The 21944-nt window shown below is 40.1% G+C and carries 25 protein-coding genes; 13 read left to right on the forward strand and 12 right to left on the reverse strand.

The annotated features are described in order from the left end of the window. Nucleotides 1-140 precede the first annotated feature (140 nt). Nucleotides 141-1247, forward strand: coding sequence for a glycoside hydrolase family 130 protein (locus tag C7S20_RS03760; protein ID WP_107011224.1), 1107 nt, complete (start codon nucleotides 141-143; stop codon nucleotides 1245-1247). Between the two features lie 78 nt (nucleotides 1248-1325). Here C7S20_RS03760 and C7S20_RS03765 read toward each other — a convergent pair whose 3' ends face one another. Beyond that, entirely contained in the window at nucleotides 1326-1742 is a 417-nt protein-coding gene (locus tag C7S20_RS03765) for a response regulator (RefSeq protein WP_107011225.1), read from the reverse strand. After that, nucleotides 1743-3542, reverse strand: coding sequence for a PAS domain-containing protein (locus C7S20_RS03770; protein ID WP_159039864.1), 1800 nt, complete (start codon nucleotides 3540-3542; stop codon nucleotides 1743-1745). Between the two features lie 214 nt (nucleotides 3543-3756). Here C7S20_RS03770 and C7S20_RS03775 point away from each other — a divergent pair, with 214 nt between their 5' ends. From C7S20_RS03775 to C7S20_RS03795, 6 genes are all read left to right on the forward strand, one after another. Further along, nucleotides 3757-4662 carry a bile acid:sodium symporter family protein gene (locus C7S20_RS03775; protein ID WP_107011227.1) on the forward strand — a complete coding sequence of 302 codons (906 nt, stop codon included), beginning with the start codon at nucleotides 3757-3759 and terminating at the stop codon, nucleotides 4660-4662. 34 nt (nucleotides 4663-4696) lie between these two features. Beyond that, the gene (locus C7S20_RS03780; RefSeq protein ID WP_107011228.1) at nucleotides 4697-5557 is read left to right on the forward strand and encodes a helix-turn-helix domain-containing protein; all 861 of its coding nucleotides are present in this window, start codon (nucleotides 4697-4699) and stop codon (nucleotides 5555-5557) included. A gap of 91 nt (nucleotides 5558-5648) precedes the next feature. Continuing rightward, nucleotides 5649-6572 carry an MBL fold metallo-hydrolase gene (locus C7S20_RS03785; RefSeq protein ID WP_107011229.1) on the forward strand — a complete coding sequence of 308 codons (924 nt, stop codon included), beginning with the start codon at nucleotides 5649-5651 and terminating at the stop codon, nucleotides 6570-6572. Between the two features lie 102 nt (nucleotides 6573-6674). After that, on the forward strand, nucleotides 6675-7268 hold the full coding sequence (locus tag C7S20_RS03790) for a sigma-70 family RNA polymerase sigma factor (protein ID WP_107011230.1): 594 nt from the start codon (nucleotides 6675-6677) through the stop codon (nucleotides 7266-7268). A gap of 50 nt (nucleotides 7269-7318) precedes the next feature. After that, the gene (locus C7S20_RS19860) at nucleotides 7319-7444 is read left to right on the forward strand and encodes a hypothetical protein (RefSeq protein WP_257791347.1); all 126 of its coding nucleotides are present in this window, start codon (nucleotides 7319-7321) and stop codon (nucleotides 7442-7444) included. A 62-nt stretch (nucleotides 7445-7506) separates the two neighbouring features. Further along, nucleotides 7507-8463: a quinone oxidoreductase family protein gene (locus C7S20_RS03795; protein WP_107011231.1), complete on the forward strand. Its 957-nt coding sequence runs from the start codon at nucleotides 7507-7509 to the stop codon at nucleotides 8461-8463. Nucleotides 8464-8650: 187 nt separating this feature from the next. On the opposite strand, the gene C7S20_RS03800 is transcribed toward C7S20_RS03795, so the two are convergent. Further along, complete coding sequence (locus C7S20_RS03800) at nucleotides 8651-10006, reverse strand: vanadium-dependent haloperoxidase (protein WP_107011232.1); 1356 nt, start codon at nucleotides 10004-10006, stop codon at nucleotides 8651-8653. Between the two features lie 101 nt (nucleotides 10007-10107). Beyond that, entirely contained in the window at nucleotides 10108-10932 is an 825-nt protein-coding gene (locus C7S20_RS03805; protein WP_107011233.1) for a helix-turn-helix domain-containing protein, read from the reverse strand. Nucleotides 10933-11124: 192 nt separating this feature from the next. Here C7S20_RS03805 and C7S20_RS03810 point away from each other — a divergent pair, with 192 nt between their 5' ends. Next, nucleotides 11125-11610, forward strand: coding sequence for a hypothetical protein (locus tag C7S20_RS03810; protein WP_107011234.1), 486 nt, complete (start codon nucleotides 11125-11127; stop codon nucleotides 11608-11610). 71 nt (nucleotides 11611-11681) lie between these two features. Continuing rightward, nucleotides 11682-12392, forward strand: coding sequence for a TerC family protein (locus C7S20_RS03815; protein WP_107011235.1), 711 nt, complete (start codon nucleotides 11682-11684; stop codon nucleotides 12390-12392). Here C7S20_RS03815 and C7S20_RS03820 read toward each other — a convergent pair. The 8 genes from C7S20_RS03820 to C7S20_RS03855 are packed head-to-tail and all read right to left on the reverse strand — an operon-like array spanning nucleotide 12389 to nucleotide 18226. Continuing rightward, nucleotides 12389-12973, reverse strand: a complete 585-nt coding sequence (locus C7S20_RS03820) for a DUF1989 domain-containing protein (RefSeq protein WP_107011236.1) — start codon at nucleotides 12971-12973, stop codon at nucleotides 12389-12391. The two genes, C7S20_RS03815 and C7S20_RS03820, sit on opposite strands and share 4 nt — an antisense overlap. A gap of 7 nt (nucleotides 12974-12980) precedes the next feature. Then, nucleotides 12981-13898 carry a non-homologous end-joining DNA ligase gene (gene ligD, locus C7S20_RS03825; protein WP_107011237.1) on the reverse strand — a complete coding sequence of 306 codons (918 nt, stop codon included), beginning with the start codon at nucleotides 13896-13898 and terminating at the stop codon, nucleotides 12981-12983. A gap of 1 nt (nucleotide 13899) precedes the next feature. Then, nucleotides 13900-14901 (reverse strand): non-homologous end-joining DNA ligase, encoded by a 1002-nt coding sequence (ligD, locus tag C7S20_RS03830; RefSeq protein WP_107011238.1) that lies wholly within the window; start codon nucleotides 14899-14901, stop codon nucleotides 13900-13902. Then, nucleotides 14894-15505 (reverse strand): DNA polymerase ligase N-terminal domain-containing protein, encoded by a 612-nt coding sequence (locus C7S20_RS03835; protein WP_107011239.1) that lies wholly within the window; start codon nucleotides 15503-15505, stop codon nucleotides 14894-14896. Before C7S20_RS03835 ends, ligD (C7S20_RS03830) begins: the two co-directional genes overlap by 8 nt. Then, on the reverse strand, nucleotides 15502-16128 hold the full coding sequence (locus C7S20_RS03840; RefSeq protein WP_107011240.1) for an FMN-binding negative transcriptional regulator: 627 nt from the start codon (nucleotides 16126-16128) through the stop codon (nucleotides 15502-15504). The genes C7S20_RS03835 and C7S20_RS03840 overlap by 4 nt, the downstream gene beginning before the upstream one ends. Before the next feature lie 4 nt (nucleotides 16129-16132). After that, nucleotides 16133-16834 carry a guanitoxin biosynthesis heme-dependent pre-guanitoxin N-hydroxylase GntA gene (gntA, locus tag C7S20_RS03845; protein ID WP_107011241.1) on the reverse strand — a complete coding sequence of 234 codons (702 nt, stop codon included), beginning with the start codon at nucleotides 16832-16834 and terminating at the stop codon, nucleotides 16133-16135. Nucleotides 16835-16843: 9 nt separating this feature from the next. Beyond that, a complete protein-coding gene (locus C7S20_RS03850) occupies nucleotides 16844-17377 on the reverse strand; it encodes a DUF421 domain-containing protein (RefSeq protein ID WP_107011242.1) in 534 nt (177 codons plus the stop codon). After that, on the reverse strand, nucleotides 17378-18226 hold the full coding sequence (locus C7S20_RS03855) for an SDR family oxidoreductase (RefSeq protein WP_107011243.1): 849 nt from the start codon (nucleotides 18224-18226) through the stop codon (nucleotides 17378-17380). A 193-nt stretch (nucleotides 18227-18419) separates the two neighbouring features. On the opposite strand from C7S20_RS03855, the gene C7S20_RS03860 reads away from it, so the two are divergent. From C7S20_RS03860 to C7S20_RS03875, 4 genes are read left to right on the forward strand one after another with little or no spacing between them, the layout of a single operon-like run. After that, nucleotides 18420-19145, forward strand: a complete 726-nt coding sequence (locus C7S20_RS03860; protein WP_107011244.1) for a glycerophosphodiester phosphodiesterase — start codon at nucleotides 18420-18422, stop codon at nucleotides 19143-19145. Nucleotides 19146-19187: 42 nt separating this feature from the next. Continuing rightward, on the forward strand, nucleotides 19188-20414 hold the full coding sequence (locus tag C7S20_RS03865) for a BaiN/RdsA family NAD(P)/FAD-dependent oxidoreductase (RefSeq protein WP_107014083.1): 1227 nt from the start codon (nucleotides 19188-19190) through the stop codon (nucleotides 20412-20414). Nucleotides 20415-20459: 45 nt separating this feature from the next. Further along, nucleotides 20460-21557, forward strand: a complete 1098-nt coding sequence (mvaD, locus tag C7S20_RS03870; protein ID WP_107011245.1) for a diphosphomevalonate decarboxylase — start codon at nucleotides 20460-20462, stop codon at nucleotides 21555-21557. Between the two features lie 6 nt (nucleotides 21558-21563). After that, entirely contained in the window at nucleotides 21564-21917 is a 354-nt protein-coding gene (locus tag C7S20_RS03875) for a four helix bundle protein (RefSeq protein WP_107011246.1), read from the forward strand. The last annotated feature ends 27 nt before the right edge of the window (nucleotides 21918-21944 follow it).

A 21944-nucleotide genomic window follows, 5' to 3' on the forward strand; every position in this document is an offset into this window, starting at 1 on the left:
TCTTAAACAATTTTAAAGGCTTTGTATTGTGATGCTTTTATATAAAAGGGCGTTAAATCCTTATAAATTAGTTATTTTGGCTTCACCCTTTTAGAAATAAAATAATTGTCTTAATTCATTTTTATAAGCTTCCGGATTCCATGAAATTTTTCAAATATTTACTAATTCCTGCACTGCTTTTCACAGCAGTGGCTTTCCCGCAGAAGGAATGGATGCTAGGGCCTTTTGAAAGATTTACCGGGAATAAACCTATTCTGCAAAAAGACACCACCAGCCATTTTATAGATCCTATAACAGGAAAAACCGCTTACTGGCAATCGATGGCGACTTTTAATCCCGCGGCAATTGTAAGGAATGACAGTATTTTTGTGCTATTTCGTGCCGAAGAAAAACTGGGAGAAAAAGAAATTGGCGGCCATCGTTCCAGGATAGGAATGGCTTATTCTACAGATGGCCTTCATTATAAAAAATTGCCAGATCCCGTTTTCTATGCTGAAAAAGATGATCAATTCGAAAACGAATGGCCGGGAGGTGTGGAAGATCCAAGGCTTGTGGTTACCGATGACGGAAAATATATTCTCACCTACACACAGTGGAACCGTAAGACGCCGCGGCTGGCAGTCGCAACTTCTACCGATCTGCAAAATTGGAAAAAACACGGACCTGTTTTTAAAGATTTCAAAAACGGAAAATATCTCGACATGGAAACTAAATCGGGAGCTATTGTGACCCGCCTGGAGAATGGAAAACCGGTGGCGGCGAAAATCAACGGAAAATACTGGATGTATTTTGGCGTTCCCCATATTTACCTGGCTACTTCTGAAGATCTTATCCATTGGGAGCCCCTGGAAGATCAGGATGGGAAACTCGTTCCGGTATTAAATCCCAGGCCCGGATATTTTGATTCCTGGCTGGTAGAAGCCGGACCTCCTCCCCTTCTCACTGAAGAAGGAATTGTGGTTTTGTACAATGCCGGTAATTCTGAAGATCTCGGAATCCAGGAACTGGGAAACCGGGTTTATACAGGAGGCCAGGCTTTGTTTGATGCCAGCGAGCCATGGAAAATGCTTGACAGGTCAAACCATCCTTTTATCAAACCCGAACTTCCTTTTGAAAAATCAGGACAATACAAAGACGGCACCACTTTTATTGAAGGCCTCGTGCGATTTCATGACCGCTGGTTCCTTTATTATGGAACAGCCGATAGTATGGTAGGAGTGGTTAGGACGGATAAGTCAAATGATTAAATCCCAAACCCTATTCCAAATTTGAATTCAATTTTCTTGGTTTTCTGTGATTAATACAGAAATGAGGAAGCCGAGAATTTAGGTTACAGCCTTTTTTACTTCCAAATTGTTATTTTTTATCATTTCACTTAATTGTTCTCTTTTAAAGGGTTTTGTATGATAAGCTATCACCTGTTTATAATTTTGAGAACGTCTATAATCTTCGCAAAACATTGAAGAAGTTACTATCACCACCAGCATTTCCCTATAATATTCCTTCTGGGAAATAACATCGAGAAACTCCCAGCCGTTCATACCGGGCATATTCAGGTCCAGTAAAATGAGGCTGTAGCCGCCTTTTTTTCTTCTTTTATCGAGGAATCCAACAGCATCTGTGGCTTTTTCGAAAATCTGGGGATCAACGCCCAGAGTTTTCCTTACCATATGAGTATGTACCGTCGCAAAAATTTTATCATCTTCAATTACCAGCACTTCGTTTATTTCCTTCTCTTCCATTTAATTATTGATCTTCTCTATTTTTTGTATTCTTTTAAGAATAATTTCATCCAGTTCATCAGCCGAAGATTTAATAAGATCTTTCAATTCTCCTTCACTCCACATTTCAAAAGTTGGATCTTCCTGGGCATCGACTAGGGCTTTTAACCGCGCCAGGGGAGCTCTTATAATGTGTGCCTGTTCCCAGGCGATATCCTTTAATAATTTATTTTGTTTTTCGATCTTTCTTAAAGATTCTTTTTCCTTGGTCATATCCATCACTGCTCCAACAATCCGAATTGCTTTTCCTTCTGCATCTCTTAAAATATAACCTCGATCTATGACATGAGCAATTTTACCATCCTTTTTGAAAAAACAATATTCTTCATTCCATTTTCTCTGTTCAGGATCCTCGATTACCGAAAGAAAGTTTGTTTTAACGCGTTCTCTATCTTTTTTATGGATCCTACCTAGCCAAAGTTTTCCTGGAGTCTTAGTTTCATTGTGCATGAACCCGTAATTTTCTTCAAAAGCACGGTTTCTTATAATTTCATCATTCAATAGGTTCCAGTCGTAAATAAGATCTTCGGTGGCAAGGGAAGCCAGGCGATATCGCTCATAAAGCTCCTCTATTTCCTTTTTTTGCAGGTAAGAATCGGTTATATCTTTTGAATTCACTACAATTCCTTCCACATTGGGGTCGTCAAGCAGGTTCGTCGCCTTACTTTCGATCCAGCGCCATTCATTATTAGCATTTTTTACCCGAAATGGCGAAACCAGGATCTGTCTGGAATCAAAAAGTTTCAAAAATTTATCATAAACCCATTTCCTGTCCTCAGAATGTATAAAATCAAAGGCTATTTTCCCTAAATATTCACCCGGAGATTTCCCCAGAATATTAATGACCGAATCGCTTACGAATTGATACCTACCTTCCATATTCAAAATGGCAATCATATCAGACCCCTCCTGTACCAGAGCTTTGAATTTTTTCTCACTTTTAAGAAGTTTCTCTTCGAACTGTCGTGCCTTTTCCTTCACCTTTTGCTTCTCGGTAACATCTTTCGCGATGCCATAAACTCCCTTGATCTTATTCTGAATTTTAAGCGGCATCAAAGAAATATCCAGGGTAACTTTTCTGCCTTTTGCGGAAATAAAATCAGCCTGAAAAATCATTTTTACGCCACTCAAAGCCTTTTGAAAGTAATTCCAAACCATTTCTTTGTGATGTTCAGCACAAAAAGGAAGAAAGCTCATTTTAAGCAATTCTTCCTCTGAAACCTCAGCAAGATTAACCAGGCCTTCATTGACGGTTAGAAAATTTCCTTTATCGTCCATCGAATACAGCCCGTCGGTATTCTGATCGATCAAATGCCGGCAGCGTTCCGCACTTCGGTCTAATTCTTCAAGTACAAAAAGATGTTCTTTTTCTCTTTGGATTTGAGAGGTAATATTGGTTACGAGAGTTAATACAAGTTGTTTAGGGCCTTCTTGTTCACATTCTATTGGAATATTGGTAATACTCCAATACAATACCTCACCTTTTCGACTAAAATCAAACTTTAAAGGTTCCAGTTTAACCGATTTCCCCCCTTCAAAACTATCTTTTACAGACTTTTTTATTTTTCCAGAACAGGTTCTTTTGACCTGGATTTCCTCTAGAAACGTTTCAATGTCACAGTCTTTTAACTCTTCTTTTTCCCGGCCAAAGGATTGCAGGAAAGCCTTATTGAGATTCTTTAATCTAAAGGCACCTTCAAAATACTCCCATAACAGACCCGGCTGCGGGAGAATTTCAAAGATTTCCATATAATTTTCCATATTTCTACAACTTAGCAAACCATCGTCTGCTAGTTCAACCACAATAATTGTCTAAAATAAATGTATTTTATCTATTTTAAAAAATTTTTATTGAAGTCTTTTTCTTACTTTTTATTTTAATTAGTATTTCTAAAGTTTTCTTAAAAGTGAATAAATAAGGAGTCAGGTGCTCGTTTTATATTAGTTTTAATTACACCTAACCAATAAATCTTCAATGAGTACCACCGATTTTATCATGGCGGCGAGCATTGCGCTTATCATGTTCGGGATCGGCCTTGAATTAAAATTCAAAGATTTCAAAAGGGTACTTTTCAAACCCAAAGCAATCATCACCGGCCTCTCGTTACAGATCATCCTTCTCCCTTTAATTGCACTACTAATCGTTTATTTCTGGCCTATGGATCCTGTTTACAAGGTTGGGATCATGCTTCTCGCTGCCTGTCCCGGTGGCACGGCTTCAAATTTGGTTTCCAAGATCCTTAACGGGAGGGTGGCGCTGGCGGTTTCAATGACCGCATTTAATAGTTTCATCATTCTTTTTACCATTCCCGCCATCCTGGAAATGAGCTTCCAGATCTTTGGAGTAGATATGCCACGGGTAGAACTGAGTTTCTGGAAAACCATGAAAGAGGTCTTTACCAGCGTGGTAATTCCCGTGATCGCAGGAATATTATTCGGCAGATATTTTCTCAGCGAAAAACAGAAGGAAAAGCTTCATCAACCGCTCAATTATATCCTCGCCGGAATTATGCTGGTAGCCGCCGTTACCGCCGTCTTTTTTGATAAGGATCAAAAGAATATCGATTATCTTAAATATCTGCCCTTACTAATTCCCCTGGTCTTACTGAATTTGACGACCATGATAGCCGGTTTTATTACCGCCGGAAGGCTGGTTAAATTAAGACATGATTCTTCCTATACCATCGCCATAGAAATAGGTTTACAAAACAGCGTTCTGGCTCTTTACATAGGGAACCAGCTTCTTAAAAGTCAGGAAATAAGTCTTATCGCCATTCTTTATGGCAGCTTTTCACTGCTAAGCACTTTCGGAATCGCCTATTTTCTAAAAAATAATCAAAAAATGAAAAGCTTTACCAAAGAGCCTCAAACCGATCGCTGAGAATTTTTTATTTTTATGCTATCAGAATTTAGACATGAGTTCAACAATTCCGGTATACAGCGAGCAAGAAAGTTTTCACAAAGATTTCTACCAGGATTATAATATTTCCTCCTATCGGGATGAGCCCCAGGAAGATCTCAATCGCACGGAGGCTCACCGACATACTTATTACGAAATTATCTGGATCAAGAAAGGAAGTGGCAAACATTTTATTGATTTCAAAAATTACCCTTTTGAAGGTCCGTGTTTGTTTATTCTGAATCCGGGGGTGGTTCATAAAATCGAAAAAGATGGCCCTACTGAAGGTTACGTGGCGAAATTCAGCGATTCTTTCCTCACGCAAATCGAAGCCAATTCGGTCCAAATCATTAAAAATGGCCTTTTTGATGATATTCATCCACGGCCGGTTTTCAGATTAAACAAACAGCAGATTAGTATTCTTGATGAACTTATGCAAAAGATGCTGGCTGAGTTCAACCGAAATGAAGAATTCTCCCGTTCCATTCTCGTTTCGTATCTCAAGATCTTTTTGCTGAGAATCTATGAGCTTCGGGAAAATGAAGATCATACCAGGTTCAATTCTCCCCGATATAAAGTCTTATTCGATTTTAAAAATCTAATTGAAGCTCACTTCTGCCAGGAGCATGAAATTGGTTTCTATACCGAAAAACTGGCGACCTCACATAGAAATTTAAATCATATAACCTCTGAATTTACGGGAAAATCGGCAAAAGCACTCATTAACCAAAGGCTTTTACTTGAAGCAAAAAGACTGCTATACAGCTCAAGAAATATCAAGGAAACTGCCTACGCCATTGGCTTTAACGATCCCGCCTATTTTTCCAGGTTTTTCAAACGCCATGAGGGCCAAAGTCCTTCTTCCTTTCTGAAATAATAACATTTTCCAGTTTGTACAGATGCTCTTCCGGTTTGTCCATGTCTTTGCTCTTAAAATGAAGCAATTTTGACATTACAAACAAAGAACTATGAAAAGAAGAGAATTTGTTAAGTATTCGGGAATCGCTGCGGGGGCGCTCTATTTGATGAAACCCTTAAATATTCCGGAAGATAAAAATTTAAAAACCAGAATTATGAAAATTTCAAATCCAGAAAAAAACAACATTTGTGTGACGTGCGGCACCAGGTACAGCGATGAATATTTTGATGAAAACCTTTGTCCGGTTTGTGCCGATGATCGCCAGTACATCAATCTAAACGGTCAGCAATGGACGAGCTATAAGCAAATGAAAGACAGTCATAGCCTTTATTTTAATAAGCTGAGAAACGATATTTACGAGATTTCAATCAGGCCTTCGTTCGCGATCGGCCAAAAAGCGCATCTTATCCTGCATCCTGAAGGCAATGTTCTCTGGGACTGTTTGCCGTTTTTAGATGAAGCAGCCGCAGCTTTTATAGATAAACTTGGCGGTTTAAAGGCCATCGCTATTTCGCATCCTCATTATTATAGTTTAATGGCCGAATGGGCAGGGTATTTCGATTGTCCTGTTTACCTGCATGAAAACGACAGGAAATGGGTCTTTGATAAGGAGGATAATATTCACTTTTTTTCAGAAGACAAACTTGAGATAACAAAGGGAATTGAAATTGTAAATTCCGGCGGACATTTTCCCGGCAGCACGGTTTTGCATTATAAATCGGAGAATCAGGCACCAACATTGTTTGGGGGCGACACGCTATACCTTTCCCTGAACAAAAAGCATCTTAGTGCGATGTATAGCTACCCAAACAATATTGCCCTCGAAAAAAAGGAATTATTTCGTTGTTTTGAAAAAGTAAAAGAGCTTGATTTTGATGCTTTTTTCGGAGCCTTTTCCTGGCAAAATTTATTTGAAGGTGCCGGTGAGATCTTTAAAAAATCGTATGAAAGATATCGCGGGATTTATTCCTGATATTGTTAAAATTCAAAAATCCTGCGTCTTTTTCATGATTTGATCGTCCTGTTTAAAAGACGAATTTTAAACAAGACGAATTTGTACCTTTAAAATAAGATTATGGAAAAACTGACAAAATATAAAGACATTTCTGAACTGTGGCTTCAATACAAGGATGCGTTACGAAATTATATCTTCAAAATCGTTAAAGATGAAGACACCGCTAACGGACTTTCTCATGAAGTCTTAATGAAGGTCTATTCTTCGTGTTGTTCGATGAGGCCAATCAGGAATGTGCGCTCATGGCTTTTCCAGATCGCCTACAATACCTGCATGGATTACTTTCGCCGGCAGAGTAAAAAAACCGAAATAAAATGTGAGCCCGATGCGACTGATGAAAATCCGGTTTACCGCGAGGCCGCGGAATTTGTTGAACCTTTGATCAAATTTTTACCTGAAAAATATGCCTATCCGCTGGAATTGGCAGATATCAGGGGCATGAAACAACAGGAGGTTGCCGAAGAACTCGGTTTAAGCCTTACTGCCACCAAAAGCAGAATTCAGCGCGCCCGGCACATGTTAAGAGAGCAGATCACTGAATGTTTCCATGTGGAAATAGATAAAAACGGGAATCTTACGGCTTTTAACGTAAAAGGAAGTTGTGCATCTTTACAGGATCACATAAAAAACGGGAATAATTCTGCGGCTTTTTAAGCTCTTTTTCGTCATGATAATGAAAGGAATAATAACCAAAAATCATTGTTATGAATACTCAAGAAAAAAGAACAGAAAAGGCATGTGATTGTACTTCAAAATTTTCAAAAAGAGCCAAGCGAATTTCCAGGTTGCTCATTCCGAAAGCTGACCAGAACTGGCTGCTTTATAAATAATTTATTTAATTATCAATAGAGAAGGCCGGGATTCCCGGCCTTCTCTATTTAAATTCTAGCTTATGAAAGCACTAACTTTTTCAAATTTCGGCGGTCCAGAAGTTTTAGAATATAAAGAAATTGCATCTCCTGTCGCAGGAGAAAATGAAGTCCTTATTAAAATGAAAGCGATTGGTTTGAATTATGCCGACATCTATCGCAGACGTGGGAATTATCATTTGAAAGGTAATCCGCCTTTCCTGGCAGGTTATGAAGGAGCGGGAATTGTTCTGAAAAGCAACTCCAAGAACTTCCTGCCTGGAGACCGGGTTGGATTTGCTGATGTCCCTTATGCTAATGCTGAATATGTAAAAGCTCCCGAAGAAAAATTGATAAAACTACCTGAAGATATTAGTTTTGAAAATGCGGCCAGTATTCTTTTACAAGGATTAACGGCTCAATTCCTCTCCGAGGAAAGTTACTCGATTAAAGAAAATGATTTTGTGGTAATCCATGCGGCCGCAGGAGGTGTGGGCCAAATCCTTACCCAATTGGCAAAAATAAAAAATGCACAGGTGATAGGCCTTAGCAGAAAGAAGGAAAAGCTCGATATTATTAAAGAAAATGGAGCAGCCCATGCGATATTATTAAATCAAAAATGGGAAAAAGAGGTTTTCAAGATTACTAATCATGGGGCTAATGTAGTTTACGATAGTGTTGGCAACACTCTAAACAAGAGCCTTGCCGTAACACGTGAGGGCGGGACCACCGTCTTTTTTGGAATGAGTGGGGGCGATCCAAAGCCCATAGATCCCAGATATCTGATGGACCGAAGCCTCAAGCTCGTAGGTGGTGATTTATGGGGATATATTAAAAGTCCGGTTAAGAGAAGAAAGAAAGCGGCCAACCTATTCAGTCTTTTTAGAAGCGGAAAAATAAAAATAAAAGAACCTGTGAAATTCAGATTGGAAGAAGGAAGAAAGGCTCATGAATTTTTGGAATTTGGTAACAGCAATGGGAAAGTTCTTCTCATACCATAAATTTAAAGAGGCTGCCTAAAAAGACCTTTTTTCGTCAAGCTGAACTTGCCTGCCTGCGGTAGGCAGGTTTCAGCTTCTAATGGATTTTGATTTTCAATTCGTTAAGATCCTGAAATAAATTCAGGATGACGTTTACTAGACTTTTTAGACAGCCTCTTCCTTCGGATGAAGTGAACCAGAAACGCACCTATTTTTTAAAGGGAAGGGAGCTAACTTTTTCACCTACTTTCCGACCCAAGGTTATCCCTGCGTCTACAGAGAACTGGTAATTTATGCCACTATGGGTACGGCTTCGACCTATATCCTTTAATAAATCATCAAAAGAATCATAGGTCCAGGTTCCATATATATCTTCCTGGATATCATCAACAAAATGATAGCTTGTTCCAAAATTTTGTTCCAGAATCTCAACTATTGAACCTGCGGCGCTCGGAGCTACTGCCGGGTAAGAAGGATGTTGCGGCGCTGGATATACGCCAACCCATCCAACATGGCCCAATACATCTTCAATATAGGTTACTGGTCTTATCAGACTGTACTCATATTTTGAACCAATAGCAACTATAATTGCATCAAACATGGCAAGACCTTCCTGCGCATAGAGTAGAGCCCCATTCTCCAGGCTAATACCCTCGTCCCTGGCAATTTTGGTGGTAAGCTTGATCATATGAGAAGGCACATTGTAATTGGTGAAAAAAATATCTTCCCAGGCATGACTAAGCACCACATCCTCACTGCTGATATTCTGGCTTATCAGGTAAACTTCTTCATTCATCTTATAAAAATCTGATGCCGGATCTTCCGAATAGGTTGGAGGCGCAGGAGGCATTGCGTAATCAAAAATTCCCGGAACGAAAGTCCTCAAATCACCCTGGCAAACTCCTGCTGCAGGATAATAATCGGGTGGAGTTGGCACCCAGCTTCCGGGTTCGCCTGTAGGAACGTAAGGATCACAAGGCAAAAATGTTCCATCTGTGGTACTCCACTCATAGATCGCATCAGCCACCTCACGTCCAAATTGTTGAGAATTCGCCAGCTGTTCCGCCGAAATACTGGCAAGAAATTCAGTATTAAAACTGGATTCAAGATCTGTTATTGCCTGAAGATTGACCGGTTGTGGATAATCGGAAAGTAACCTCGTTGCAAGTCTTGCCATCGCTGCATTAGCCGAAGCAGGCCAATAATAATCTTTTTTCTTTCCAACTTCAATAACATTGCCGGTAAGATAAGTATACATTGACTGGTATGACGGCATACCGGGAACTACCGATTCATAGAGGGACATGCCGCTATAAGCGAAAAGCCTTGCCGCCTGTGGTGGGAAATAGGGAGTGTCTTTACATAAATCGCTCAACAGGGAAAACCAGGAATTGGCTATTTCCCCACTATACTGCTTAGTATGGGAGAGCGCAGCTTTTTCTGCATTAACCTGGAGCAAACTCTCGTTCAAAACAGAGTCATTAGAGAGTTCTTCTTTCTGGCAACCTGAAATTAAAAATAGCAGGATCCAGAAAAGGGTCGGAATTTTTGGTTTAGTTTTCATTTTTACCTTTTTTACTTAAACAATTAGTTCACAAATCATTAGAGTAAATTTGGAAATTAAACCGGGTGTTCTGGTGGTAAAAAAACGACATTTTTTAGTCGTCAAACGTTAATTTTCAGGAGTCTTTCCAGTGATTTATATTCATCCTGAAAAAAGAGCTTTGGAGTGTCGTTGGCGAATTCCAAATAATCCTTTACCAGGTGCTGGTAATCATAATATCCGCAGGCCATGGCAATGCTTAACCAGTCGAGATCTGGATTCTTCAAACGCATCTGGTATGTTTTATTAAATCTTGCTATCCTGGTGTAAAACTTTGGATTTACTCCCAAATATTGAAAGGATTTCCTTTCGAATTGTCTTGAAGAAAGACATGACTTACTAGACAATTGATCAATGGAATAATTCTGAGGATCAGCCATGATGCTAAAAATTTTATCGCAAACCCTGGCTTCGACTTTAATTCTTTGACTTATATCCAGTAAAAAATTTTCGATGATCATGATCATTTCTTCATAACTGGACGCACTGTTCAACAACCCATTGACCAGTCTGGCATCTTTTGGAAAGACTACCTCGAGTTCAATGGTCTTATCGTTTAATTCAACAGAAGGAATGCCAGTTAGCCTAAAGAGAATGCCGGGTTTAAGAACTACTACAATGAAGATAATCTCACTAAAAACGCTACTGCGCTCCATTCGGCAGGTATATTGGCCGGCAATTACCGATCTTGACCTAATTAAAGGTGCTGAGCCCAGAATTTCGACTTTTTCTGCACCGCGGGGATAAAAAATAAAACATTGTTCCGGTTGTGCAGGATAGGACTTCGGATAAATTTTAATTACAGGGGGAATAATAAAATGCCTCAACCTGTAGAGTTTAACAAACTCCTGAAGTGGCCTTGACGGATAAATATCTTTGAAGATCATTTACTGGCATCACGTAACTTTATACTCACTTTAAACACAACAAACTGATAATCAGTACTAAATATAATTTTAAAAATTGGATAAATAGATTTGAAAATACTAATTCATTCATATTCCGAAACACTATAATATACATTTTCTATTTATGTAGTATATTCATAGAGTGACAGTTATCAGTCGCCCCCTTGGATCATGAAAAAACTTTTCCTCCTTCTTTTGCTAAGCTTACCCTTAAAGCTTTCCGCTCAATTCTGGTTAACAAGAGAAGAGAAATATTTTTTTGTCGCTACCGGCCTTGATCTAAGAAATGCTGTTTTTGGAGGCACGGTGAATCCTGCTTCCTATGATGGTACTTTTAGTGGTGGCTATCGCAATGGAGGTTTCGGAGTTATCGCGACTTATGAAAATTTTACAGGAATTCGCTATGAATCTTTTGGTGTTTGCCCGGCCTGGGTGATTCGCCCCGGAAAGATGCTTATTCCCGTTGCCGATCTTTCACTTTCTTTTATTAAACGCCCATGGAAAGTGTATCCATCCCTCGCTGCTAACGGAATTATAGAATATCACTTCGATCGATTCTTTATCTATCTGCGCGGCGAATACCGCTGGCGAACCGATTATGACTTCTTTCAGGCTTCGGTATATGGGGGAATCGCAGTAAAATTTGGTTTCCCTTAGAAAAAAGGCTTTGGAAAACTTTAACTAGGAGAAACATCTTTTTTTCTATTTTTACGATCAAGCTGTTTTTTATGGAGATATTCTTACATGCCGACACCTGGATCGCCCTGCTTACACTTACGTTTATGGAGATCGTTCTGGGAATAGACAATATCATTTTTATTTCCCTCGTAGCCGGCGGACTTCCAAAAGACCAGCAAAAAAAGGCACGCCTCGGCGGACTTTCGGCGGCCCTGGTAATGCGGGTTTTACTCCTATTAAGCATCACCTGGATCATTGGGCTTACTCAGCCCGTTCTTACTGTCCAGGAATTTGATCTAAGCTGGCGTGACCTAATATTAATCGCAGGTGGAATATTTCTGCTTGTAAAGAGCACCCTCGAGATCCATCATAAAGTAGAGGGCAAAGAAGAAGCTCAGAAAGAAGTAAAGGCCAATTCTTTTGCCTATGCAATTCTCCAAATTGTGCTGCTTGATATCATTTTTTCTTTTGACTCTATCTTAACCGCGGTAGGTTTAACAGATCAGCTGCTGCTTATGATAATTGCAGTGGTAATTTCCATCTTAATTATGATGGCTTTTGCCAGGCCGGTAGGTGAATTTGTGGAAAAACATCCCACAATTCAAATTCTGGCGCTCTCCTTTTTGATCCTCATCGGGGTAATGTTAATCGTTGAAGGTGCCCATTATCATGTCCCAAAAGGCTATATCTATTTTGCCGTATTCTTCTCGTTAGCTATTGAAATGCTGAATATGCGCTACCGGAAGAAAGCTGAAAATTAGTCGTCTATTATTTCGTAATGAATTGGTTTAAAACTGCCCCCGTTACTGTCTTCAGCTGAACAGGCAGTCAGGCCCACGATCAAATTCATTTGTGCTTCAAAAAGCACGTAATCACCGGCTTTACTCAAGGGCGGCTCCACACTTAACTTTCCATCAGCGGTGAATTGTACATTCATGAATATATTGAAGGCCGTGGGAATCTGGTCGAGTTCTATTCCGTACTTCTTTAAATTAGTGTAAAGATTTTCAAAACAGCTGGGATGATATTCTTGTTTTTTATACATGATCTTAAAGGTTTCCGGACTGCAGGGGGCCAGTAAGAAATCATTTCGCCCGTTCGTATCTTCAAGGATCTTCATCATTTTATTACTGCGGTTGCTCCACAGGAAATTTCCTTTAGTGAGAAGTATACTTTCTTCAAAATCAAAGGTTTTCCCGCTGGATATCTTTTCCCGTTTATCATCTTCACTAAAAAGCACCATATCGCTCACCTGCTGTCCCTGAGGATCGATCACCTTTAGTTTTTGTCCTTCTTTGAGTTTAAAAGCTGCACCGCTTTGTTTTTCAATAACTTCTGCCATGAGAAATTCAATCTTTTTTAAGTTTTTCGAGTTTTTTTATTGCTGAAGAAAGATCCTTCGCATTCTCGTCAATATTTTTCCACGGATCTCCTTTACTGCCAAGTCTTCTGAAGATATTTTTAATATTATAGCTCTGTGCCGAAAGAGACGATTTGCTTAATTCATCCCAATCCAGCGGAGTGGCTACCGGCGCTCCTTCAATTGGCCTCACCGCGTATGGCGTGACCGCCGTTTGACCGGTTCCATTTCGGGCTACATCAAGGAATAATTTATCTTCCCGTTTATTCTTTCTCGCCGCCGTGGTAAGTTTTTCAGAATATTGAGATTCCAGATATTTTGCGGCTTTCTGTGCGAATTCCCGGACTTCATCAAAAGTTTTGCTTCTCCTGATAGGCGCGACAACATGCAAACCACGAGACCCGGTAGTCATTACATAAACTGAAAGCCCTAAATCATCTTCCAGTAATTTGCGGACCTGTTTTGCCGCTTTTTTAACTTCGGAAAAATCCCCATTTGACGGATCCAGGTCAAAAATAAGCCGATCAGGTTTATCGATCTTATCGGTCTTACTCAACCAGATATGCGGAGTGATACAAGCCTGGCTGGCCAGATAAACCAGAGTTTCCTTGTCGTTACAAACTACATATTTGGTTTTTCCCCCTTCTTTTTTATTTACTGATTTTGTTTTTATCCACTTCGGAAAATAATCGGGTTCGTCTTTCTGATAAAATCGCTTATCATCGATCCCATTAGGAAAACGGATCATCGTCAGCGGCCGGTCCTTCAGATAAGGTAGGATAGTATCCGAAATTTTCTCGTAATATTCTATAAGATCAGCCTTAGTGTAACCTTTTTTCGGAAAGAATATCTTGTCCAGATTACTGACCTCAAAACTGTGATTCCCAAACTTCTTTTCTGTTCCCATATCATGTTTCTTTTACCACGTCTTTGGCTTTCTTATCTCTTCTCAACCCAAGGTATCTTGGATGCCTTAGTTTATTACTGTTCGTCCATTCAGTAAAGCCTACTTCACCAACCAGTTTAGGCTCTATCCAGTGCACATTTTTAGAGGGGAGGTCTTTATTCTTTTCAAAGGGAGATTTTTCCACTTCGAGTTTCGACATTTTTTCATGCAGGTCTTTCAGAATTTCATCGGTATAACCTGTGCCTACTTTCCCCGCATACTGAAGTTTATCATCCTCATAAAATCCAATCAGCAATGAGCCAAAACCCTTACGAGAACCCTGCGGATCGGTATAACCCGCGATCACAAACTCCTGCTGATTCACACATTTGAACTTTAACCAGTTTGAAGAACGGCTGTGAGCATAAGCGCTATCAGCTTTTTTCGCTATAAGGCCTTCCCATTTTTTCTCGCAGGCTTCTTCAAAAAATTTTTCGCCTGATTCATTTCGGTGAGAAGTAAAGCGCAGCGGGTCTTCGAATTTTATCAGTTTCTGAAGGATCTTTTTCCGCTCAAGAAGAGGTAATTGGGTAATATCATAACCGTCGAAATACATCAGGTCGAAAATATAGAAATAGACTTTAGTTTTATGGTTGGCAATCTCCTTTTGGTTCTGTAGGTGCATCCGCTTTTGCAATTCAGAAAAGCTGGTAAGTTTTCCTTCAAAAGCGACCATTTCGCCATCGACTATAAAATTTTTTGCTTTCTGTTTTTCGGAAGCCTCGATAATTTCAGGGTACGTGTGGTTAAGGTTTTTCTTATTCCTGCTCATGATGTTCACCTGCTTCTCTTTCTTATAGATCATGCAACGTTCACCATCGAGTTTTCGCTCATAGATCCAGTCTTCATCTGAAAAAACATCATGCGTCAGTTTCGCCAGCATCGGCGACATCCAGTCCGGCTGCTTCTTTTTCTTCAGCTTTTCCTTCAGTTCTTCGGAAAGGTTCTCCAATAGCTTATCCATCTTTCTCAGCCTCTTTTCGAATCTGTTCCATAGTCCTGCCGGTCAAAACCGATTTATTTTCAGTATTCACCGGATTCCTTCTCGCATCGGCTTCATCATCATCGACCTTTTTCAGGATCCATCTCTCATCTTTGCCTTTTTGAGTCTGGATCAGCGTATAGCCTCCTTTTAATTTTTTCCCTTTAAGAATAAAGGTAGCATGGCCTTTTTTGAGCTGATCTTCCATAGAAATAATATTCCCGTCATCATCTTTCTTTTCATTCTCATAAGTTCCCGCATCCCATACCATCACCGTGCCGCCGCCGTATTGATCTTGGGGAATTACTCCTTCAAAATCGGCATATTTGATAGGATGATCTTCGGTTGGAACGGCCAGTCTTTTTTCTTTCGGATCGGTAGACGGACCCTTTGGCACCGCCCAGCTTTTTAGTACTCCATCAACGAGCAGCCTGAAATCGAAATGCAGATGACTGGCATCGTGTTTCTGGATCACAAAAATTTGCTTGTCCTTGTCTTTTTTATCCACTTCTTCGCCAAAAGGTTCCGAAGAGATATCAAAATCACGCTTTTCGTGATACTCTTTTAGAAATCCTTTTTTCGTCATGACTCAAAATTTTTATCGATCTTATTTTCTTTTCTTATTTCCTCGCTTAGCGCTTTTCCTCCTTCACATTCCCCAAGTTTTTCTACCACTGTTTTAACATCTTCCTCACGGTAATTCTGGTGAAGTTTTGCCACTCCTTCCACTTTAAAAGGTTCCAGCCAGAAGCCCGTAATTTGAGGCAGGTGCTCCTTCAGTATTTTTGAAGGAATATCTTCGTAAAAAAGTGGTTTTTCCTGGTCTTTTTCAAAGCGCTGAACCAGCTTCTTCAACGAATATTCAAGCTCCTGCCTGTTCTGCAAAACGATCTTTGCATTTACATGCACCGCCGAATAATCCCATGTGCTAATGTCTTTTTCCTTATACCAGGAAGATGAAATATAAGAATTCGGACCCTGGAAAATAATAAGAGCCTCGGCACCATTTTTCAGAAAGGCCTGTTGTTCATTGTGATTGGCAATATGCGAATAGAGCTTGAAGTCTCCCGGTTTTCCTAAAGGAAGAATTGGGATATGCGTTCCCAGAAGCCTTTTCCCATTTATCACAAAAGTGGCAAAAGGATGTTTTTTGATAAATGAAAAGATGAAATCATCCTCATCCTTACGGTATTTTTCTGGTCGGTACATTATTTTATTTAGTTTGATGAAACGGACATTTCCATTTTTTGTCTACTGCCCGTCCGCTATACTGCCTGGCTTCACTGTTTGTCCCAAAATCTTCCAGCATCGGATTGATACTCCCCTGCAATTCCCGGTCGCGATCGCGAATTCGATCTCGTACCGTTTGATAAGTTCCCATTTCACGCAACTTTTCAAACTGCCAGTGCAGATTAAACGCAATGGCAGTGTAAGGACTCTGCCGGGCCTTTCTGGAAGCTCCGGGATGCATTCCCACTATATAGAAAGCTTTTCCGCATAAACTAAAACTGAAATGCTCACTTTCGGGATCGGAACTAACTTCCCCGTCCCATTCCGATTTATCAGCTTTATGCAAAAATTCCAGCTGTTTCCAGAGAAGCTTTTCAAATTCAATTTCGGAATATTCCGGCGAATTGGGAAATATCGCCAGGAAAGTGCGGAAATCATTAGATTCGAAATCGTAATTGTTAAGATATGCGCCTATGTCTTTAATTAAATTTCTTGCACTTTCAGCGGTTCCGAAAGAATCATATTTATGAAGATCAACTTCATCCATCCTAAAAACGGTCTGCGCCATTATGCAGGGATGATCATTTTTCAGAATAAAATTTTCAAACTGCTTTTTAAGCCTTTTTTTCTCCTCTATCTCTAAAACCCTTCTGTTTTTACGCATTGATTTTTCAAGAATTTTCATACTATTTTTTTATCGATCAACATTTTTTAATAGCCAGCTTTCTAAATTTTCATCTGGATCAGTGCTATGCAAAACAGATATATCACCGGTAGTTTCGAAAACAACTGCTCTCACCTGATTCAGCTCCAACACATTTGCCTCCCTAAGCTTTGACCGAAGATCATCTTCACTAACCCTTGCTTTCCTAAGATTTTTATGGAGAATTTTATCTCCGTCCATTAGTAGCAGGGGGGAATTGTCTACTATTTTCTTTATTATTTCAAATCTTCGAAGAAGCGCCACTCCAATCTGGAAAATGTAGATAGCTCCCAGCCCAACAATCCCATCCCAAAGACTTACATCTGAAGAGAGAACAGTAGTGGCTATAAGGGAACCTACTGCAACGGTCATAGCGAAATCGAAACTTGACATTTTTGAGAAACTTCGCTTTCCGGCCAGCCTTGTAAAAATGATCACCGCCAGGTAAATCCCAAGTGTAGTAAGGATAATTGCTAGCAGGGAGGGCCAGTCTGAAGTAAACCATTTTTCGAATGTTGGTCCCATCTATGCTCCTACAATTTCGCCGCCATTAATATGAATCACCTGGCCCGTCATATAACTGCTGTCTTTACTGGCGAGAAAGACATAGGCCGGACCTACTTCGCTTGGTTGCCCGGGACGTCCCATAGGTACTTTTTTTCCAAATCCGGAAACATCATCAAAGGTCGAAGGGATCAGCGGAGTCCATATGGGACCCGGAGCTACTCCGTTCACTCTAATTTTTCTTTCGACCAGCATTTTTGAAAGTGATCTGGTAAAACTGGTGATCGCTCCTTTGGTACTCGAATAATCCAGCAGGTGTTCGCTTCCCCGATAAGAGGTCACAGAAGTGGTATTGATAATTACCGAACCTTCTTTTAAATGTTTCAGTGCCTCTTTAACGATGTAGAAATATGGATAAAGATTGTTTCTGAAAGTTTTTCTGAATTGCTCATTGCTCACTTCTTCCACTTCTTCTTTTGGAAATTGCATCGCGGCATTGTTGACCACGATATCAAGTTTTCCGAATGATTCGATAACTTTAGCAATTACTTCCCTGCTGAAGCCTTCCTCCTTCAGATCTCCTGAAACGATCATGCATTTTTTCCCCTCTTTCTCTACCAATTCTTTGGTTTCTGCCGCATCTTTGTCTTCATTCAGATAAACAATTGCCACATCGGCTCCTTCCCTGGCAAAATGAACGGCCACACTGCGACCAATTCCGCTGTCGCCTCCGGTGATCAATGCGGTCTTAGCTTTCAGCTTCTCACTTCCCTTATAATCATCACGAATAATTTCCGGCTCGGGACGCATTTTGAATTCGTCCCCCGGTTGCTTTTGATCCTGGTCTGGTACGTTGGTTGGTTTGCTCATATTTCATCATTTAATTATACATTCATTCAATACATTTGCATCGGATAAATAATAATTTCATAACCTGAATTCATCTAAAGTCCCATAAATTACAATGCTTTTCAGCCAAATAAATGTTAAGCTATCTTAAGCCTTTGTAAATTTTACGAACTTCATTCTTTTAGCGTTAACAGCTGAATCAAAAACAGTCAAAATGACAAATTTTAGCAGACCATTTTTGAAGATAGGCCATCGTGGAGCAAAAGGCCTTCTAGCCGAAAATACTCTTGATAGTATTCAAAAGGCGCTGGAAATTGGCGTGGATATGATAGAGATCGATGTGCATAAATGTGCCAGCGGCGAGCTTTGGGTCATTCACGATTTCACGCTTGACCGCACTACTGATGGAAGTGGGGAAATTGCCAAACGGCCGGCAGATGTCATTCGAAAACTTAAGGTGGAAGGCCATTTTAAAATCCCGTTGCTTACCGAGGTTCTCGACCTCATTGAAGGTAAATGCGCGATCAATATTGAGCTGAAGGGCCTGAATACGGCAGGCCCGGTTTGTAAGGAAGTTCAGAAAAGGATCGCTGCCAGAAACTGGCAATATGACGATTTTCTTATTTCCAGTTTTCAGATGAATGAACTTTTTAAGGTTCGCCAATTCGATCAGGATGTTCCCGTCGCGGTGCTGAGTAAAGCCAGCGTTCCCGAAGCTATCGAATATGGTAAAAAACTCAAGGCTTCTGCCATTCATCCTTCGCTCGGGATCATTACCCGGGATAACACCAAACTCTGTCATGAGGAGGGTTTTAAAGTAAATGTTTGGACGGTAAACGAGCGCAACGACATTCTGAGAATGATCGATTTTGGCGTTGACGGGATCATTTCAGATTACCCGAACAGGCTTCATAATCCGCTGCTCAGTCTCAAGCCCTGATAATTCTTCTTATTTTTGTGGCTTCGGAAAAATTCTGCTGATTTGAACAAATATGACATTATTATCGTGGGTGGAGGTGCCGCGGGATTCTTTACGGCAATCAATGCCGCTGAAAATGCTCCCGGTAAAAAAATCCTGATCCTGGAAAGAGGAAAAGAAACGCTTCAAAAAGTCCGAATTTCGGGTGGAGGACGTTGCAATGTCACTCATGCCGAATTCATTCCCTCTGAACTTGTGCAAAAATATCCGAGAGGTGAGAAAGAACTGCTCGGACCTTTTCACAAATTCATGTCCGGAGACACCATCGCGTGGTTTGAAAAACGAGGCGTTGAACTAAAAACCGAAGAAGACGGCAGGATGTTTCCAACCACCGATAATTCCCAGACTATTATCGATTGTTTTCAAAAAGAATGTTCCCGGCTGAACATTGAAATCAAAAAAGGCCAGACTCTGAAAAAACTATCAAAAAAAGATAATTTTTGGGTTCTTCAAACACAGTCTGACGAATTTCAGTCGGAAAAGATCATGCTCGCCACCGGCAGCAATTCGAAGGTCTGGGATCTGCTCAAATCTATGGGGCATACCATCATAGATCCGGTTCCTTCCCTGTTCACCTTCAACATAATAGATAAAAGAATTGAAGGTATTCATGGCATTTCTACCTATGCCGAAGTGAAAGTTGAAAACACCCAAATGGAAAGTGACGGACCTCTTTTGATCACCCACTGGGGCATGAGCGGACCGGCCATCCTGAAACTTTCCGCATGGGGAGCAAGAGAACTAAATGCCCTGGTTTACAATTTCAGGATCAAAGTGAATTGGACACCGGAATTTTCTTCCGAAGAAATGCTGGAAAAATTAAAAGAAATGAAATTTGAACTTTCCAGGCAGTTTGTTTTCACCAGGCCTCATTTTGAACTTCCAAAAAGGTTATGGCAAAAACTGGTACTGGCGGCAGATATTCAGGAACAAACAAACTGGGCCGACCTCAACAAAAACCAGCTTGAAAAACTGGCTTTAGAACTTACCGATGCTACTTTTCAGGTGAACGGAAAAAGCACTTTTAAAGAAGAGTTTGTAACTGCGGGCGGGATTGATTTAAAAGAAGTCGATTTTCAGACATTTGAAAGCAAACTCCATAAAAATATTTATTTCGCGGGTGAAATCTTAAATATAGATGCGATCACCGGCGGTTTTAATTTTCAAAATGCCTGGACTGGAGCATACGTGGCGGCCAAAGCCATGACTTCTGAATTTGCGAGGTTTTAAGAATGATCAATACATAAAAGTTTAACTTTGGCAAAAATTTCAACGATGTCCGAAAAGGATTTTATCCCAAAGGGAAAGTCGGAAAAAGCGGAAAAAGGGGAAATCACCTGGCAATCACCCAGTAATATTGCCCTGGTAAAATACTGGGGGAAGAAACAAAACCAGATTCCGGCTAATCCTTCCATAAGTTTTACGCTTTCGAATTGTCATAGCACGACCACCTTAAAATTTGCAGAAAAAGAAGAGGCTTCTAAAAATTTTGATTTCAGCTTTTATTTCGAAGGCAAAAAGAAGGAAGAATTCCGGCCAAAAATCCAGCAGTTCTTCGAGCGAATTGAAAATTACTGTCCGTATATAAAAGAGTATCGTTTCGAGATCCATAGTGAAAATTCTTTTCCTCATAGCAGCGGAATTGCTTCCTCAGCAAGTGGAATGAGTGCTCTGGCGCTTTGCCTGATGTCACTGGAAAAACAAATTTATCCTGATACTTCCGAAGAATTTTTTCGGAAAAAAGCTTCTTTTCTAGCTCGCTTGGGTTCGGGAAGCGCTTGCCGGAGCATCGAAGGCGGACTCGTGGTTTGGGGAGAACACCCGGAAATTGAGAATTCATCTAATCTTTTCGGAATTTCATATCCATACGAAGTTGCTCCTGTTTTCAAAACCTACAAAGACACTATTTTACTTGTAGACAAAGGCGAAAAAACTGTAAGTAGCACAGTGGGCCATGATTTGATGCACGGCCACCCTTATGCTGACAGCCGTTTCGATCAGGCGAATGAAAATTTGAGAAAACTGAAGCAAATTCTGAAATCGGGAGATTTGGAAGAATTCATAAAAATAGTTGAAAGCGAAGCGCTGAGCCTGCACGCGATGATGATGAGCAGCCTGCCTTATTTTATCCTGATGAAACCCAATACGCTCGAAATTATCAACCGAATCTGGGAATATCGAAAATCGAAAAATATTCCTGTTTGCTTTACGCTCGACGCCGGTGCGAACGTACATTTGCTATATCCGCAAGAAAATGAATCACAAGTTTTAGAATTCATTAAGAATGAGCTTGTTGCGTATTGTCAAAAAGGGCATTACATTTGCGACGAAGTTGGTATTGGCGCAAGAAAATTGACAATGGACAATGGATAATTAACAATGCTAAAAGAGAATATCATAAAATCTAAGAGTTTTTTATTCTCGGTTAAAGTTGTTACTTTGTATAAGTTATTAGTTTCTGAAAAGAAGGAATTTGTAATGTCCAAACAGTTATTGAGATCTGGCACTGCAATTGGAGCATTAGTAAGGGAATCAGAACATGCAGAAAGCAGGCAGGATTTTATCCATAAGTTGTCAATTGGTCTTAAAGAAGCTAATGAAACTGAATACTGGATTGATTTATTAAATGCCTCAGATTTTTTAGACCATGATCAATACCAAAATTTCAAAAAAGACATACAGGAAATTTTGAGATTACTTGTTTCAATTATAAAAACGTCAAAACAGAAGTAATTTTCAATTTTCCATTATCAATTGTCA

It is taken from the genome of Christiangramia fulva, assembly GCF_003024155.1.
GTDB lineage: Bacteria > Bacteroidota > Bacteroidia > Flavobacteriales > Flavobacteriaceae > Christiangramia > Christiangramia fulva.